The 14,427-nt window shown below is 63.3% G+C and carries 12 protein-coding genes and 1 tRNA gene; 5 read left to right on the top strand and 8 right to left on the bottom strand.

Annotated elements, in window-relative coordinates:
* Positions 1–1,220 (bottom strand): SulP family inorganic anion transporter (locus tag Q7V20_RS07565; RefSeq protein WP_304788782.1); only part of this gene is annotated, 1,220 nt, incomplete at its 3' end.
* A 1,282-nt stretch (positions 1,221–2,502) separates the two neighbouring features.
* On the opposite strand from Q7V20_RS07565, the gene Q7V20_RS07560 reads away from it, so the two are divergent.
* Positions 2,503–3,369 carry a phage integrase N-terminal domain-containing protein gene (locus Q7V20_RS07560; protein WP_304788780.1) on the top strand — a complete coding sequence of 289 codons (867 nt, stop codon included), beginning with the start codon at positions 2,503–2,505 and terminating at the stop codon, positions 3,367–3,369.
* A 15-nt stretch (positions 3,370–3,384) separates the two neighbouring features.
* Here Q7V20_RS07560 and Q7V20_RS07555 read toward each other — a convergent pair whose 3' ends face one another.
* The 6 genes from Q7V20_RS07555 to Q7V20_RS07530 form a co-directional block, all read right to left on the bottom strand.
* Positions 3,385–4,632, bottom strand: a complete 1,248-nt coding sequence (locus Q7V20_RS07555) for an integrase arm-type DNA-binding domain-containing protein (RefSeq protein ID WP_304788778.1) — start codon at positions 4,630–4,632, stop codon at positions 3,385–3,387.
* 150 nt (positions 4,633–4,782) lie between these two features.
* A tRNA-Ser gene (locus Q7V20_RS07550) sits at positions 4,783–4,872 on the bottom strand.
* 39 nt (positions 4,873–4,911) lie between these two features.
* Positions 4,912–6,012 (bottom strand): branched-chain amino acid ABC transporter substrate-binding protein, encoded by a 1,101-nt coding sequence (locus Q7V20_RS07545; protein ID WP_304788784.1) that lies wholly within the window; start codon positions 6,010–6,012, stop codon positions 4,912–4,914.
* 85 nt (positions 6,013–6,097) lie between these two features.
* Positions 6,098–6,562, bottom strand: a complete 465-nt coding sequence (locus tag Q7V20_RS07540) for a hypothetical protein (RefSeq protein WP_304788776.1) — start codon at positions 6,560–6,562, stop codon at positions 6,098–6,100.
* On the bottom strand, positions 6,559–6,999 hold the full coding sequence (locus Q7V20_RS07535) for a DNA polymerase III subunit chi (RefSeq protein WP_304788774.1): 441 nt from the start codon (positions 6,997–6,999) through the stop codon (positions 6,559–6,561). The genes Q7V20_RS07540 and Q7V20_RS07535 overlap by 4 nt, the downstream gene beginning before the upstream one ends.
* 19 nt (positions 7,000–7,018) lie before the next feature.
* Positions 7,019–8,548: a leucyl aminopeptidase gene (locus Q7V20_RS07530; protein WP_304788772.1), complete on the bottom strand. Its 1,530-nt coding sequence runs from the start codon at positions 8,546–8,548 to the stop codon at positions 7,019–7,021.
* A gap of 42 nt (positions 8,549–8,590) precedes the next feature.
* Here Q7V20_RS07530 and lptF point away from each other — a divergent pair, with 42 nt between their 5' ends.
* Genes lptF through Q7V20_RS07510 form a run of 4 tightly spaced genes read left to right on the top strand, consistent with a single transcriptional unit; the run spans position 8,591 to position 12,232 of the window.
* Positions 8,591–9,673 carry an LPS export ABC transporter permease LptF gene (lptF, locus tag Q7V20_RS07525; protein WP_304788770.1) on the top strand — a complete coding sequence of 361 codons (1,083 nt, stop codon included), beginning with the start codon at positions 8,591–8,593 and terminating at the stop codon, positions 9,671–9,673.
* Positions 9,670–10,830 (top strand): LPS export ABC transporter permease LptG, encoded by a 1,161-nt coding sequence (lptG, locus tag Q7V20_RS07520; protein WP_304788769.1) that lies wholly within the window; start codon positions 9,670–9,672, stop codon positions 10,828–10,830. The genes lptF and lptG overlap by 4 nt, the downstream gene beginning before the upstream one ends.
* Positions 10,831–10,852: 22 nt before the next feature.
* Entirely contained in the window at positions 10,853–11,242 is a 390-nt protein-coding gene (locus Q7V20_RS07515; protein ID WP_304788767.1) for a sirohydrochlorin chelatase, read from the top strand.
* 21 nt (positions 11,243–11,263) lie between these two features.
* Entirely contained in the window at positions 11,264–12,232 is a 969-nt protein-coding gene (locus Q7V20_RS07510) for a CysB family HTH-type transcriptional regulator (RefSeq protein WP_304788765.1), read from the top strand.
* A gap of 24 nt (positions 12,233–12,256) precedes the next feature.
* Here Q7V20_RS07510 and Q7V20_RS07505 read toward each other — a convergent pair whose 3' ends face one another.
* Positions 12,257–14,314, bottom strand: a complete 2,058-nt coding sequence (locus Q7V20_RS07505; RefSeq protein ID WP_304788764.1) for a hypothetical protein — start codon at positions 14,312–14,314, stop codon at positions 12,257–12,259.
* Positions 14,315–14,427 lie beyond the last annotated feature (113 nt).

The following is a 14,427-nucleotide window of genomic DNA, read 5'->3' as shown; positions in this document are numbered from 1 at the left end:
TGGCCTGTGACGGTGTAGACCCGCGTTTGTCCATCGTCTTGCTGGCTGGAGGCCACGCGCATCATCCGCCCCACCTTGTTTGCAAAGAAGATGCCACTGAGCAGCACGCCTACAAACACGCCCTTGGCCAGGTCATGCGTGGCCACGGTCACGGCCACCGTGGCGATCATCACGATGGACGAACTCGGCGGATGCTCATGCAGTTTGAGGACTGAATCCCAACTGAAAGTGCCGATGCTGACCATGATCATCACGGCGACCAGGGCAGCCATGGGGATCTGCTTGACCCATGGGCCCAGGAAGACCACCAGAATCAACAGGAACAGACCGGACAACAGGGTTGACAGGCGACCACGCCCTCCGGATTTCACGTTGATCACGGATTGGCCAATCATGGCGCAACCGGCCATGCCCCCGATGAACCCCGTGGCCAGATTGGCCACGCCTTGGCCCACGCATTCGCGGCTCTTGTTGCTGGTGGTGTCGGTCAGATCGTCCACGATGGAGGCCGTCATCATGGACTCCAGCAAGCCGACCACCGCCAGTGTGAGCGAGTACGGGGCGATGATCCTGAGGGTGTCAAGGTTCAAAGGCACATCTGGCCACAGGAAGATGGGCAGGCTGTCGGGCAGTTGGCCCATGTCGCCCACCGTTCGCACATCCAGACCCACGATCATCGACACGGCCGTGAGAACCACGATGCACACCAGTGGCGAAGGCACGGCTTTGGTGATGTAGGGCAGGCCGTAGATGATGCCCAGGCCCGCTGCCGTCATGGCATAGACATGCCATGACACATTGGTCAGCTCGGGCAACTGCGCCAGGAAGATCAGGATGGCCAAGGCGTTGACGAAGCCCGTGACCACGGAGCGCGACACAAAGCGCATGAGCACGCCCAGCTTCAATACCCCGGCAATCACTTGAATCACCCCGGTGAGCAGGGTGGCCGCCAGCAAATATTGCAGGCCGTGATCCTTGACTAGCGAGACGATGACCAGCGCCATGGCCCCGGTTGCGGCCGAGATCATGGCGGGTCGCCCGCCAGCAATGGCGATCACAACAGCCATGCTGAATGAAGCGTACAAGCCGACTTTTGGGTCTACCCCGGCGATGATGGAGAAGGCAATGGCCTCAGGGATGAGGGCCAGGGCAACGACAAGTCCGGATAGCACATCGCCCCGGATGTTGCCCAGCCATTGCTGGCGAACAGATAGTGTCATGGTGATGGGAAAGCGTAGACAAGCCATCGGCCTGATGCAGGCCGCCTGGCGGTCGATGAATGGCAGGCGCTATGCGCCGGGGACGGGTGTCAAACCAACTGCTCGCGTCGGAGCAGCGTCACACAGGGGTGATGTCCAAAAGCCTCACGGCGGAGCAACCGCACGGAAGTGCCCGAGCGCCAACCGGCTCACTGGAGAGCACTCCAGTGTCAGCAAGGCGGTTTGGCATGGCAAAAGCATGGGGTGATTGTATGAGATGCGCCAAAGGGGGTGCACAGGCCACCCGAAACGGATCGCATATCTGGGTGTTTTCGCATAGCTGGTTGGCACCTCTCCGGCATGCCTGTTGACATCGGCTTGTGTCCGATGTCAACTGAAGGCTCTCCAAGGGGCTCCTTGTCCCATCCATCGCGGATGAAAAGGCGTTGCGGTCGTTACCCGCCTTTGAAGTCACCCATGCGGCCCTGCCGCATCTTGTTCAAATGGCTTGTCGCCGTTGACCAGATCAGCCGCCCAGCCATGTCGCATGCCGCCCCGATGGCATGCCATTGCAGTACCTACACACTTGCCCGTGGCAAGCGCAGCCACCGCGCCCCGGCTTGACCGCATCAGACACCTCGCGGTGTTCGCATGCAGCAAAGCGGAGCAGCCGTTGAACCGCCATAGAGCAGATTCGTCGCCAGCGTCGTTACTGGCAGCTTGCTGACAGTGACGACGCAAGTAGCACGACCGAGCGCCTTGTCAACCACCGTGGCATGGACCCGTGACGCTGCGCAGTGATGCCAGCAAAGCAGGCCACGTCAAGGCATATTGATCGAAGTGGATCGAAGGATGGCCAGACCACCTTCGCCGATCCGATGGGCCCCGAGCCCATGTTCCCCCACACAGCACATTCGCCGCGAGTGTCAACCCGCCGCGAATGACTGTGCGTGCCTTTGCGGCTCGACCGCAAGTCACCGTCAGGCCACCCGTCAGATGGCCGCCCCTGGACGTGTGTGAGACGCACACCCCTTGGACCCTGGGTCAATGGTCTTTGCGCATCGGCTATGCCAACAGGCAAGCCAGCGCAACGCCACAGCGACGTGCAACGCAGGCGAGCAGTCAACAACCTTGCACAAACCGGGAATGGTGTCCCGCGTCCCTTGTGGTCCCTGTCGCGCTGCGGCGCGAAGGGCGGACAGAAACACTTACCAGACCTCTCCACACCATGCACAAGCCCGCGCCTCCACTGACACAAGGCAAGGCAAACGGATCGATGAACAGTCTTTGAAAGGCCTCGGCCATGCGCACCCTCAACCGCGATTTCAAGCTCATGTGCCAGCGCAACCGCGATGGCTCCTTCGCCACGCAGCACGACCGCGAACGGCTGCTGACGATGGTGGCCAACCAGCTTCATGAAGACGGTTACAGAAATCTGCGGGCGCAAGGCCTGCGCACCAAGCACGTCGAGCACCTCGTGAGCCGCTGGCAGGCCGAAGGCGTCAGCAGCGGCACGATGAAGAACCGCATGTCCGCACTGCGCTGGGTGGCCGAGAAGATTGGCAAGGAAAACATCGTCGCCCGTGACAACGCGGCATATGGCATCGCCGACCGGCGCTATGTGACGAACGAGTCCAAGGCAAAGGAATTGGATCAAGGCAAGCTGGACCGGGTATCCGACCCGTACACCGCCATGTCCTTACGGCTTCAAGAGGCCTTCGGCCTGCGGCGTGAGGAAAGCATCAAGGTCCAGCCAGGCTGGGCCGACAAGGGCGATGTGTTGACGCTCAAGTCAACATGGACCAAAGGCGGCAAGGAACGCGACATCCCGATCCGCAATGAGACGCAGCGGGACTTGTTGAACCAAGCCAAGGCGCTTGCGGGCAAAGGCAGCTTGATCCCGGCCGAGATGTCCTACAAGGATCAACTGAACCGCTTCAAGGCACAGACGGCCTTCGCGGCGATCGACCGTGTTCACGGCTTCCGCCATGCCTATGCGCAGACCCGCTATGCGGAGTTGACTGGCTGGAAAGCGCCAGCCGCTGGCGGGCCGACCTCCAAACAACTAAGTCCGGAAGAGAAGTCCATCGACCGTCAAGCCAGACTCACCATCTCGCGTGAGCTGGGGCACGAGAGAGAGCAAATAACGGCGGTTTACCTAGGCCGCTGAGCCATGACCAAGCCACTACGCTGCCGCGCTGGCGCCTTTGAGCGGCAACACCTTGGCTCCTTTGAGCATCACATCCAGCTTGTCAGCCCAGGCCTGCATCATCTCGGCCCGGCGCTCCATATGTACGCCGCGCAGGTAGGCCGCATCGGTCAAGTTGTCCTTGGCATGCGAAAGCTGGGTCTTGATGATTTCGATGGGGTAGCCCATCTCTTCCAGCCCCGTCGAAACGGCAGCCCGCAAGCCGTGGCCCGTCAGCTTCCCACCGTATCCCATCCTCTTGAGGGCCTGCAAGACGATGTTTTCGCTGGCCATGGACTGGTTCATCGGAGAAGGGAACATGTAGCGGGACTCGGCGTTCAGCTTCGTCAGTTCTCGCAATACGGGAATGGCCTGCCGGGGCAGTGGCACCACATGCACCCGGCGTTTCTTCATGCGTTCCGCTGGGATGCGCCATACGCCCGCATCCAGATCGAACTCGTCAGGTGTCGCACCACGGACCTCGCCGGTCCGGCTGCCCGTCCACAGAATCATGCGGATGATGCCAAGGGTGTTGGGATGGCCTGCATAAGCTTCCAGGGCCTTCAAAAACTCCGGCAGACCCTTCGGGCCGATGCTGGCGAAATGTTCGCGTGTGGGGGCCTGGAAAGCGCCCTGCGTATCGCGGATCGGGTTGTCGGTACGTCGACCCGTCTGCACCGAGTAGGTCAGGACAGCGCCGACACGCTGACGCACCCTGCGCAGCGTCTCCAGCTTGCCCGCCGCCTCCAGTGGCTCCAGCACCCGCATGATGTCCTGCGCGGTCAGGCTGGCGACAGCTCGCGTCCCGATCTTGGGCAACACGTAATCCCGGAAACTCTGACGGTTTTGCTCCAGATGCCCCTCGGTCCACTTCTTGGACTTCTTGCCTAGCCATTCATCCACGATCACAGCGAAGGTCTGCTGGGTGGCATTCACCCGGGTCGCCTTCTGCTCCCGGCCATGCTGCACCGGGTCAACCCCTTCGCGCACCAGATTCCGGGCATCTCCGGCTTTCTGCCGAGCCCGCGCCAGGGAAACATCTGGGTATTCGCCCAAGGCCAGCAGGCGCTCACGGCCCCCGATGTAGTACTTCAAGCGCCAGTGCTTCACGCCGTTGGCGCGCACCAGCAGGTACAGGCCCCGGCCATCATGCAACTTCCGATCAACCGGCACGCCGTCTTTCAGCGCAGGCTTGGCGCCGCGCACCGCCACATCCGTCAGGGCGTCGATGAGCTTTTTGGGCATGGAACCTCCCGGAATCCGTACCCCTAAACGTACCCCCACAGAACGGGGCTGTCAAGAAACCCCGTGAGACGTCCAGAAGCGCAAAACCCGCATGAACACTGGGTTCCATGCGGGTTCTGAGACTTACTGAGACGCTGTGAAACGTCATTCTGGCGGAGAGGGCGGGATTCGAACCCGCGGTAGGGATAAACCTACACACGCTTTCCAGGCGTGCGACTTAAACCACTCATCCACCTCTCCGAAGCCCGCTATTGTAGCAAGGCTTTCGCTCGATTCAATTCAGTTCAACTCCACCTTCTTGCCATCTTTGTAGGCGAACAGCGTCATGGACGGTGTTTTGCGCTCGCCATTGGCCTCGAACTGCACGCGCGCCGTGATGCCGGTGTAGTCGGTGGCCGCCAGCTTGGGGGCATACACCTTGGGGTCGGCCGAGCCAGCGCGCTTCATGGCATCCACCAGCAGCATCGTGGCGTCATACGTGTAAGGCGAGTAAACCTGGAATTGCTTTGGGAACTTGGCGTCGTACTTGGCGCGCCAGGCCTTGCCGCCGGGCAGCTTGTCCAGCGATGCAGCGCCCACGGCGCACACCACATTGCCCAGGGTCTTGGCGCCGCTGGACAGCTCGATCAACTTGTCCGTGCAGATGCCATCGCCGCCAAACAGGTGGGCCTTGGTCAAACCCAGTTGCTGCATCTGGCGCAGCATGGGGCCGGCTTGCGGGTCCATGCCGCCAAAGAAGATGCCATCGGGCTTCTTGCTCTTGATCGAGGTCAGGATGGACATGAAATCCACCGCCTTGTCGTTGGTGTACTGCTCGCTCACCACCTCCAGGCCCAGCTCCTTGGCGGTCTGGCGGAACACGCCGGCCACGCCTTGGCCATAAGCGGTGCGGTCATCAATGATGGCCACCTTCTTGAGCTTGAGCGTCTTGGCCGCGTATTGGGCCAGGCCCGCGCCCAGCGCTTTGTCATTGGCCAGCAGGCGGTACACGTTCTTGTAACCCAGGGTGGTCAAATCGGGGTTGGTGGCCGATGGTGTGACCATGGGCAGGCCGCACTGGCTATAGATCTTGGCCGCCGGGATGGTGGTGCCTGAATTCAGGTGCCCGACCACGCCATTGACCTTGGCGTCGCACAGCTTCTGGGCAGCGGCCGTGCCTTGCTTGGGGTCGGCCGCATCGTCCTCGGCCACCAGCTCGAACTTCACCTTCTTGCCACCGATCTCGACGCCCTGGGCGTTGAGCTCATCGATGGCCATGCGGGCACCGTTTTCATTGTCGCGGCCGTAGTGGGCCTGCGCCCCCGATACGGGGGCCACGTGGCCGATGCGAACAATGGTCTGGGCTTGCGCGGCAGTGACCATGCACAGCGAGGACAACATCGCGGCAGCGGCCGCGGCCACCGGGAACAAAGCAAAGCGTTGGGTCATATTCACCTCGGTCATTGAATGGCGTTACAGATCAAAATCAGCGATTGTTGTTGCGCAGCTTGGCCACTTCCTGGGCCACAGCGCGCGTCACCACATCGCGCATGGTTCGGGACAGCTCATCGCGCAGATCCTGCATCAGGGTTTCGGTGAACTGGGCCAGCAGGGGCTGCATGGATTCGCGCAGCCGGAACTCCAGCATCGAGTCGATCTGGCGCTGCACATCGGTCAGGATGCGTTGAGACAACTGCGCTTCAGAAACCTCGGGCTCGATGACCTCTGCCACCGTGGCAGGCACGACATGCGGGATCGAGGCCAATGACACCACGGCAGGTGATGAGTAGGCCTCCGCCATGGGCATCGGCTCAAAGTCAATGTCAGGCGCCAGCAAAGGCGATTCAACCACCACGGGCACCGGCAAGAGCTGGCCGCCCTCGGCATTGAGCTCGATCACCTCGGTGAGCGTGGGCACGTTGGCAGGATGGGGCCGCGTGGGGAAGTTCATTCCTTCACCTCGTGCGGCTGGATTTGCAGGCCCAAAGCCTCGTATTGCTTCCAGCGCTGGCGGCCCAGTTGGCGGTCGTGCGGCTCCAGCGACACGATTTCGAACAGTCGCTCGAAACGCTCGGGTTGATCGGGCATCTCCGGACCGAGGTTGACCAGGATGCTGCGCTGGCCAGGCGCCTGCGTGTCCACACCGTGCGGTGCCAGCCACACCGGCGTGTCGTGCAAACGCGCAGGCATGTCTTGTCCGGGCATGGCCAGCACATGCGGCAAAAACTCTTGTTCGTCGAACACCCAGAGATGGCGGTCGAGCGCCTTGAGCGTGTTGGCATCGCCCGTGACCAACACGCTTGCACCGCTTTTATAAGCCTTGCGCAGCAGCCGACAAGCGTAAGACAGCTTGTCGCTCATGCCATGGTGAAACTCAACGGTGTTCATCAATCAGCCATCAGGGTCATCAAGCGGCTTTGCCCGCCGCTTTGGTGGTCTTTTTGGCGGCCACAGGCGCTCGCGGCTTGAGGGCGCCCTCATCCGCTTGCGACAACACGAACTGCGTCAGCAAACCGACGGGGCGGCCCGTGCCACCCTTGGCGCCGCCCGACTTCCAGGCCGAACCGGCGATGTCCAGGTGGGCCCAGCGGTAAGCTTTGGTGAACTTGCTCAGGAACACGGCAGCCGTGATGGCACCGCCTTCGCGGCCGCCCACATTGCCCAGGTCGGCGAAATTGCTCTTGAGCGAATCGCCATACTCCTCGTCCAGTGGCAAGCGCCAGGCGGTGTCCTGGGCCTGCTGGCCCGCTGACAGCAGCGCTTGCGCCAGGGCTTCGTCGGCGCTGAACAAGCCACTGTGGATGTGGCCCAGGGCCACCACGCAGGCGCCGGTCAAGGTGGCGATGTCGACCACCACCGCAGGCTTGAAGCGCTCGGCGTAGGTCAAGGCATCGCACAAGATCAGGCGGCCTTCGGCATCGGTGTTGAGCACCTCGATGGTCTGGCCGGACATGCTGGCGACCACGTCACCCGGCCGGGTGGCGGTGCCGCTGGGCATGTTCTCGCAGGTGGGGATCAGGCCAATCAGGTTGACCTTGGGCTTGAGTTCGGCCACGGCGCGGAAGGTGCCCAGCACGCTGGCAGCGCCACCCATGTCGAACTTCATCTCGTCCATGCCCGCGCCGGGTTTGATCGAAATGCCGCCCGAGTCAAAGGTGATGCCCTTGCCCACCAGCACCACGGGCGCTTGCGACTTGGCCGCGCCTTCGTAGCGCAGGATGATGAACTTGGGCGGCTCGTCGGAGCCATTGGCCACCGACAGGAAGGAGCCCATGCCCAGCTTTTGCAAGGCCGGGCGGTCAAGCACCTCGACCTTGAGGTGCTTGAACTCCTTGCCCAGGCGCTTGGCCTCGGAGGCCAGGTAGGTGGGTGTGCAGTAATTGCCGGGGCGGTTGCCGCACTCACGCGCCAGGGTCACGCCCTCGGCCACGGCCTGGCCTTGGGTCAGGCCTGTCTTCAAGGCTGCCGACTGTGCGGTGGAGCCCAGCAAGGTCACCTTGCTCAGGCCAGACGCTTTGGGGGCGCTGGGCTTGGTGTGGCGGTAAACATAAGTGGCATCGGCCACTGCCAGCACCAGGCTTTGCGCGTGTCCGGCTTCCAGGGGCCAGCCTGCGCCCGCCGCGACGGCCAGGTGAGCCACGCCGCGATCCTTGACCTCGGCCACGCCCTTGCCCACCGCGGCCTTGAAGGCCTTGCCAGAGGCATCAGCCGCCGCCACCAGCACCAGGCGCGGCGCCTTCACGCCAGCGGGCCGGTGCACGTACAGCACCTTGCCGCCCTTGAGCGCCCAATCGTTGCCTTTGAGGGCTTGCTCGGCCACGGCATCCAGGGCCGGGTCGCCCGTGGTAGCGTGGTCACCGGTCAGGATGACCAGCAAGGCGTCGGCGTTGATTTGGGACAAGGCGGGCCCTTGGGCCACGGTGTAGCGATAGTCCATGCGGTGCGCGTCCATAATGGACGGATTGATTTGAGCTGAGCAATGTTATTCGATTCCTCTGTGCGCCGAGAACTCTGGCGAAGCTTTGTCGGCACGCTGGTGGTGCTGTTGACCGTGGTCCTGACCATGGTGCTGATCCGCATGCTCAGCCAGGCCACCAAAGGCGCGTTCGCGGCCAGCGATGTCAGCCTGATGCTGGGCTACACCCTCATCAGCCAGGCGCCCATGCTGGTGAGCCTGGCCTTGTTCGTGTCGGTGGTGGCCGTGCTCAGCCGTTTCTGGCGCGAAAGCGAAATGGTGGTCTGGCAAGTCAGCGGTGCCCGCCAGTTCAGCTTTTTGCGCCCCCTGGGGCAAATGGGCTGGCCCGTGCTGCTCAGCGTGGCCCTGCTGGTGCTGGTGGCGCGGCCCTGGGCGCACGCCCAGATCCAGGTGCTGAAGGAACGCTACGAGAAGCGGTCCGACATCGCCCGCGTGCAGCCAGGGCAATTCCAAAGCTCCTCGAACGGCAGCCGGGTGTTTTTCATTGACAGCCACAGTGATGGCGAGCGCGTTGGCAAAAACGTCTTCATGGTGCTGACGCAAAACGGCCAGGAGGCCGTGATCACCGCACAGGAAGGCCAGTTGGAGACCGTCAAGGGGCAGCGCTACCTCAACCTCATGCGCGGCGAGCGGACCCAAACCGATTTGAAGACCGGTGAAAAAGTGCTGTCCCGGTTTGATTCGGCTCGCATCATGGTGGGCGAAGCCGAACAAAGCGAAGACGGCCGCCCGATCGTGCGCAGTGCCTCCACGCTGGACCTGCTGGCCTCTGCCGCCCCCGACATGAAAGGCGAGCTGGTCTGGCGCATCGGCATGGTCTGGGCGGCCCTGAACATGATGCTGGTGGGCCTGGGCCTGGCGTCAGGCAACGCACGGCGCTCCAGCAACTGGAGCCTGGTGTTTGCATTGCTGGTGTTCGTGATCTATTTCAACCTGCTGTCGATGACGCAAACCTGGGTGACCAACCAGCAACTGGGCACCTGGACCAGCCTGCTGGGCGTGCATGGCCTGCTGACCCTGCTGGCCCTGGCGCGCATCTGGTGGCGCGATGGCGGCCTGGTGACCCTGATCAAGGGGCGCTCATGAAAACCGTCCGGCGCCTGCTGTACAGCCAGATCATCGCGGCCGTGATCTTCGTGGCCGCGGCCTTTCTGGCCCTGAGCTTCTTCACCGATTTCGTCGATGCCCTGCGCGATGTGGGCCGCCATGGCTACACCTTGATGGACGCCATCTGGGACTGCGTCCTGGAGCTGCCCAGCCACTTCTACGATGTATTTCCCATCGCCTTGCTGATCGGTACCACCTTGGCCCTGGCCAGGCTGGCGCAAACCTCCGAGTTCACCATCCTGCGCACCGGCGGACTGGGCCCGGCTCGGGCCTTGTGGTTGCTGGGGGGCATCGGGCTGGCCAGTGCCGTGCTGATGGTCGGCGTGGGCGACTGGCTCATGCCTTTGGCGGAGCGCCAGGCCACGCTGCACCAGGCCCAGTTCCGCGAGGGCCAAGGCATCCAGTTGGGCCAAAGCGGCGCCTGGCTGCGTGAACGCGCGCCGCAACCCGATGGCCAGGTCCACACCGTGACTGTCAACGTGGGCGCCGCCGAGGGCCAGGCCCAGTTCCGCCATGTGCGCGTGTTCGAGTTTGACCACCTGGGTCGATTGGTGCGACGCGTGTCGGCCCAGCAAGCCCGGGTCGAACCCATCGGCAATGGCAAGGCAGGTTCGATGTGGCATTTGCAAGGCGTGACCGACACCCGCTGGCCGGGCCAATTCGCCATGCCTGGCGAGGCCACCAACCTGGACGTCGTCGGCATCGAAGAGCGCCGACTGCCCACCATGGACTGGCAAAGCAGCTTGACGCCCATGGTCGTGGCCGCCTCGGTGCTGCCGCCCGACACCATGTCCACCTTGTCCCTGTGGCGTTACACCCAGCACCTGGCCAGCAATGCCCAGGCTGCACAGCGCTATGAAATCCAGTTCTGGAAGCGCGCCTGCGCCCCGCTGGTGTGCATGGTGATGCTGGCCCTGGCACTGCCCTTCGCCTACCTCCACGCGCGCAGTGGGGGCATGAGCCTGAAGATCTTCGGCGGCGTCATGCTGGGCATCAGCTTTGTGCTCGTCAACCACATCTCCAGCCACCTGGGCCTCCTGCACCAATGGACGCCCTGGATCGCGGCGGCCTTGCCCAGCCTGGTGTACCTGGGCTTGTCGATGAGCGCCTTTGTCTGGCTGGTCCGCAACCGTTGAGAACCTCCTGGACAGCAACACCATGACCTCACGTGGCATTCTTTTATTCGCCCACGGCGCCCGCGATCCCAACTGGGCCCGCCCCTTTGAGGCCGCGGCCGATCGCCTGCGCGAGCGCCTGGCCATCGGCGCAGACACCCAGGTCCGCCTGGCGTTCCTGGAGTTCATGTCCCCCAACCTGCGCGAAGCGGGCGCCGCCCTGGCCGAAGCGGGCTGCCAACAAGTCACCGTGGTGCCCTTGTTCCTGGGCGCCGGTGGCCACGTGCGCAAAGACCTGCCACTGCTGATGGCCGAGCTGGCCGAGCAGTACCCCCAGGTGCAATGGCGACTCAGCCGCGCCGTGGGCGAAACCGATTTGCTGATCCAGGCCCTGGCCGACAGTGCCTGGTCCCTGGCGCAACCTGATCACTGAGCAAGCACTGAGCACACCACCATGAACCTGCACCAGTTCCGGTTTGTTCACGAAGCAGCCCGCCGCAACCTCAATCTGACCGAGACGGCCAAGGCCCTTCACACCTCGCAGCCAGGCATCTCCAAAGCGATCCTGGAGCTGGAAGAAGAGTTGGGCGTCGACATCTTCGTGCGCCACGGCAAGCGCCTGAAGCGGATCACCGAACCTGGACAGCATGTGCTCAAGTCCATCGACCTGATCTTGCGCGAGGTGGGCAACCTCAAACGCATTGGCGACGAATACGCCCTGCAAGACACGGGCACCCTGTCGATCGCCACCACGCACACGCAAGCCCGCTATGTGCTGCCCGAGCCCGTGGCCGCCCTGCGCAAAAAGTACCCCAAGGTCGCCATCAGCCTGCACCAAGGCACGCCGGAACAAGTGGCCCAGATGGTGCTGGACGAAACCGCCGACATCGGCCTGGCCACCGAATCGCTCAGCGATTTCCCAGAACTGGTGACCCTGCCCTGCTATGAGTGGCAGCACGTCGTCGTCATGCCTGCGGCCCACCCCCTGGCCCAGGTGCCACGCTTGACCTTGGAACAATTGGCCGCCGAGCCTTTGATCTCGTACCACCCCTCCTTCACCGGCCGCAAACGCATTGACCTGGCCTTTGCACAACGTGGCTTGAGCCCCAACGTGGTGCTGGAAGCCATCGATGCCGACGTCATCAAGACCTACACGCGCCTGGGTCTGGGCATTGGCCTGGTGGCTGAGATGGCGGTGAAGGATGACCCCACCATGACGGCGCCAGGAGACCTGGTTTGGCGCCCCGTTGGGCACCTGTTCGGCCCCAACATGGCGAGGCTGGCGTTCAAACGGGGGGCCTACCTGCGCCAGTTCGTGCTGGCGTTCGCCGAGCTGATTTCAGACCGCCTGAGCCGACAGTTGATCCTGCAAGCCATGCAGCCCGGATCAGGCACCCCCATCGGCAGCGACCACGGGCTCTGACGCCCGCAGCAGTTCAAGCGCCGCTCAGGTCTTGTCCGGTGCCTTGGGGTTCAAGTCCACGTGTTCGAACTCGATCTCATTGCTGGCTGGCGGGGTGGCCACTGGCGCCTCCAGGGGCTCCAGATCGTCCAATGACAAGTCCAGGCTGATCACCGGCTGGGCCTGCGGTTGCGCCTTGACCGGGCGGGTGGCCATCAAGGGCTCAATGGTCTCAGGTTCGGAGGACACCGTCACCATGGTCGGATCGACGAACGGCAAGCTCAGGTCCACCGTCTCGCGGGTCTCGGGCTCACGCTCCGAGAGATCCCGGGCCACGGCATACAAGAACAGCAACTCGCGGTAAGCCGGCAAATCGAAGGTTTCAACCTCGGCATCAGGCCGGGTGAGCGAGCGCTCCAGCACGTCCATCGCCTTGGAGGGCACCGCCCACAGGGCCTGCAAGCGCTCGACGATACCCGGGTATTCCGACAGACTGTGCCCCTGCAAAAGATCCGACTCCCAGGCCGGTGCATAGCCGTTGAAACGCTGGTTGAACTCGCCCTGAACCCGCTCGTAATCCTGCCGCTTGCCCAGGCGCTGGTAGATCTCCAGAAGCTTCAGGAAAGGCAGCGGGCTGGCACCCGTGGTGCTCTGCACATGGCTTTCCAGCAGGTCCAGGGCTGCATCATCCTGCCCCAGCACGATGAAGAACTCGGCCTGCTGCTCCAGGTCGATCAACTCTTCGACCGACACCTCGCGTGGAGACTCTTGCAGCACAGGCCGTGGAACGCGCGCGGTCGCTGCAGCAGGCGATGCCGGTGCCTTGACCACTGGCGGAATGTTGAACGTGGGCGCGGGCTCGCGCGCAACCACAGGGGCCACTGGCGTTGGCACGGCCACCACGGGTGCCGCCACGGCAGGGGTGGTGTCGCGGCTGCCATCGTCCACACCGGCAGGCCCAGGCTTGAATTGCGCCAGAGTTCGCTCCAGGGGCGAGGCGTTGGCCCCGTCGTCACCCGTGGGCTCAGCGCCCTGCCCAGCATCCGATTTCCACCAGTCGGAACCAGCACCTTTGCGCCGGTCTTTCATCAACAACACGGCCACCGCTGCAGCGAACAGGGCAGCCAGACCGCCCAACGCATACACCAGGGTGGAGTTGCTGCGAGCAGATTCGGCCTCCTGGACGCGGGCTTTCAACTGGACAAGCTGCTGTTGAGATTGAGCAGATTCCTGCTTCAAGCTGGCCAGGCGCTTTTCAAGCTCTTGCACGCGCTGCTGATCTCGAGCCAGTTGCTCGGGCGTTGAGTTCATGGCCAGCCACAAGGCGGCTGCGGCAGCACGCCGCTCCCGCACCTCGGGGGAAGGATCATCCCCCTCGAACTTGCCTTGCAAGGCGGCCGTCATCGTCAGATTGGGCTGAATCACGGCATCAGCGTCCACCGGGTCCAGCATCAGCCGTTCACCCGATGAGCGCTGGGCAGATGTTTTTGCGGCCGATTGACCGGCACCACCGGTTTGGCGGCGGCTCAAGGTGGCGTCATCAACCACAGTGGCCGCCTGGGCCTGGGCACGTGGCGACAATGCCATGCTCGGTGCGCCCTGCAGGGCATCCGCCCCGGCCGCGCCAGATTTCGCAGCCACTGCCGATTTTTTGGCCCGTGAGGCATCAGACTTCTTGACTCGTTGCACCACCCTGGGCTCGGCGGCGCCGTCATCCGATGGTGCCGCCGCGATGGTGGAGCCACCGGTTTCAACGGTCAGGCCACCCACTGTCACCTTGCCCGCTTTGGCGGCATAGGCCACTGGAGGCGCTTCCGTTTCATTCAAACTGGCAGAGGGCAAGACGGCGCTGGGCGGATCGGCAAATGCCACGAACTTCCGGCTGACCTTGGCCTGGCAGCCAGCGGCCAGGTACAGCGTGACCACAGGCTCATTGACGAACTTGCGTGTCGTCACCCTGATCACGCGCTCGCTGCCCGCACCGGGCAACAGCACGGCCGTGACCTCTGTGCCGGCCAACTTGTCGTCACCAAAATAGACATCAGCCGCGACGCACTCGTTGGCGATGTCATTGGCCGTTTCCACGTGAATGGGAACGGTCACATTGAGCGTTTCGCCCAAAATGGCGCGACTGGTGGGCCGGCCGAAGCCCAAACCGTGGGATGCCCCAGACGCTCCATAAAGCGCCATACCGGCTAGAACCGCGGCCGATATTC

The organism is Aquabacterium sp., from assembly GCF_030652515.1.
Lineage (GTDB): Bacteria > Pseudomonadota > Gammaproteobacteria > Burkholderiales > Burkholderiaceae_C > Aquabacterium.
The sequence above is the reverse complement of the archived record's forward strand: the minus strand, read 5'-3'. Positions and strand labels throughout refer to the sequence as shown.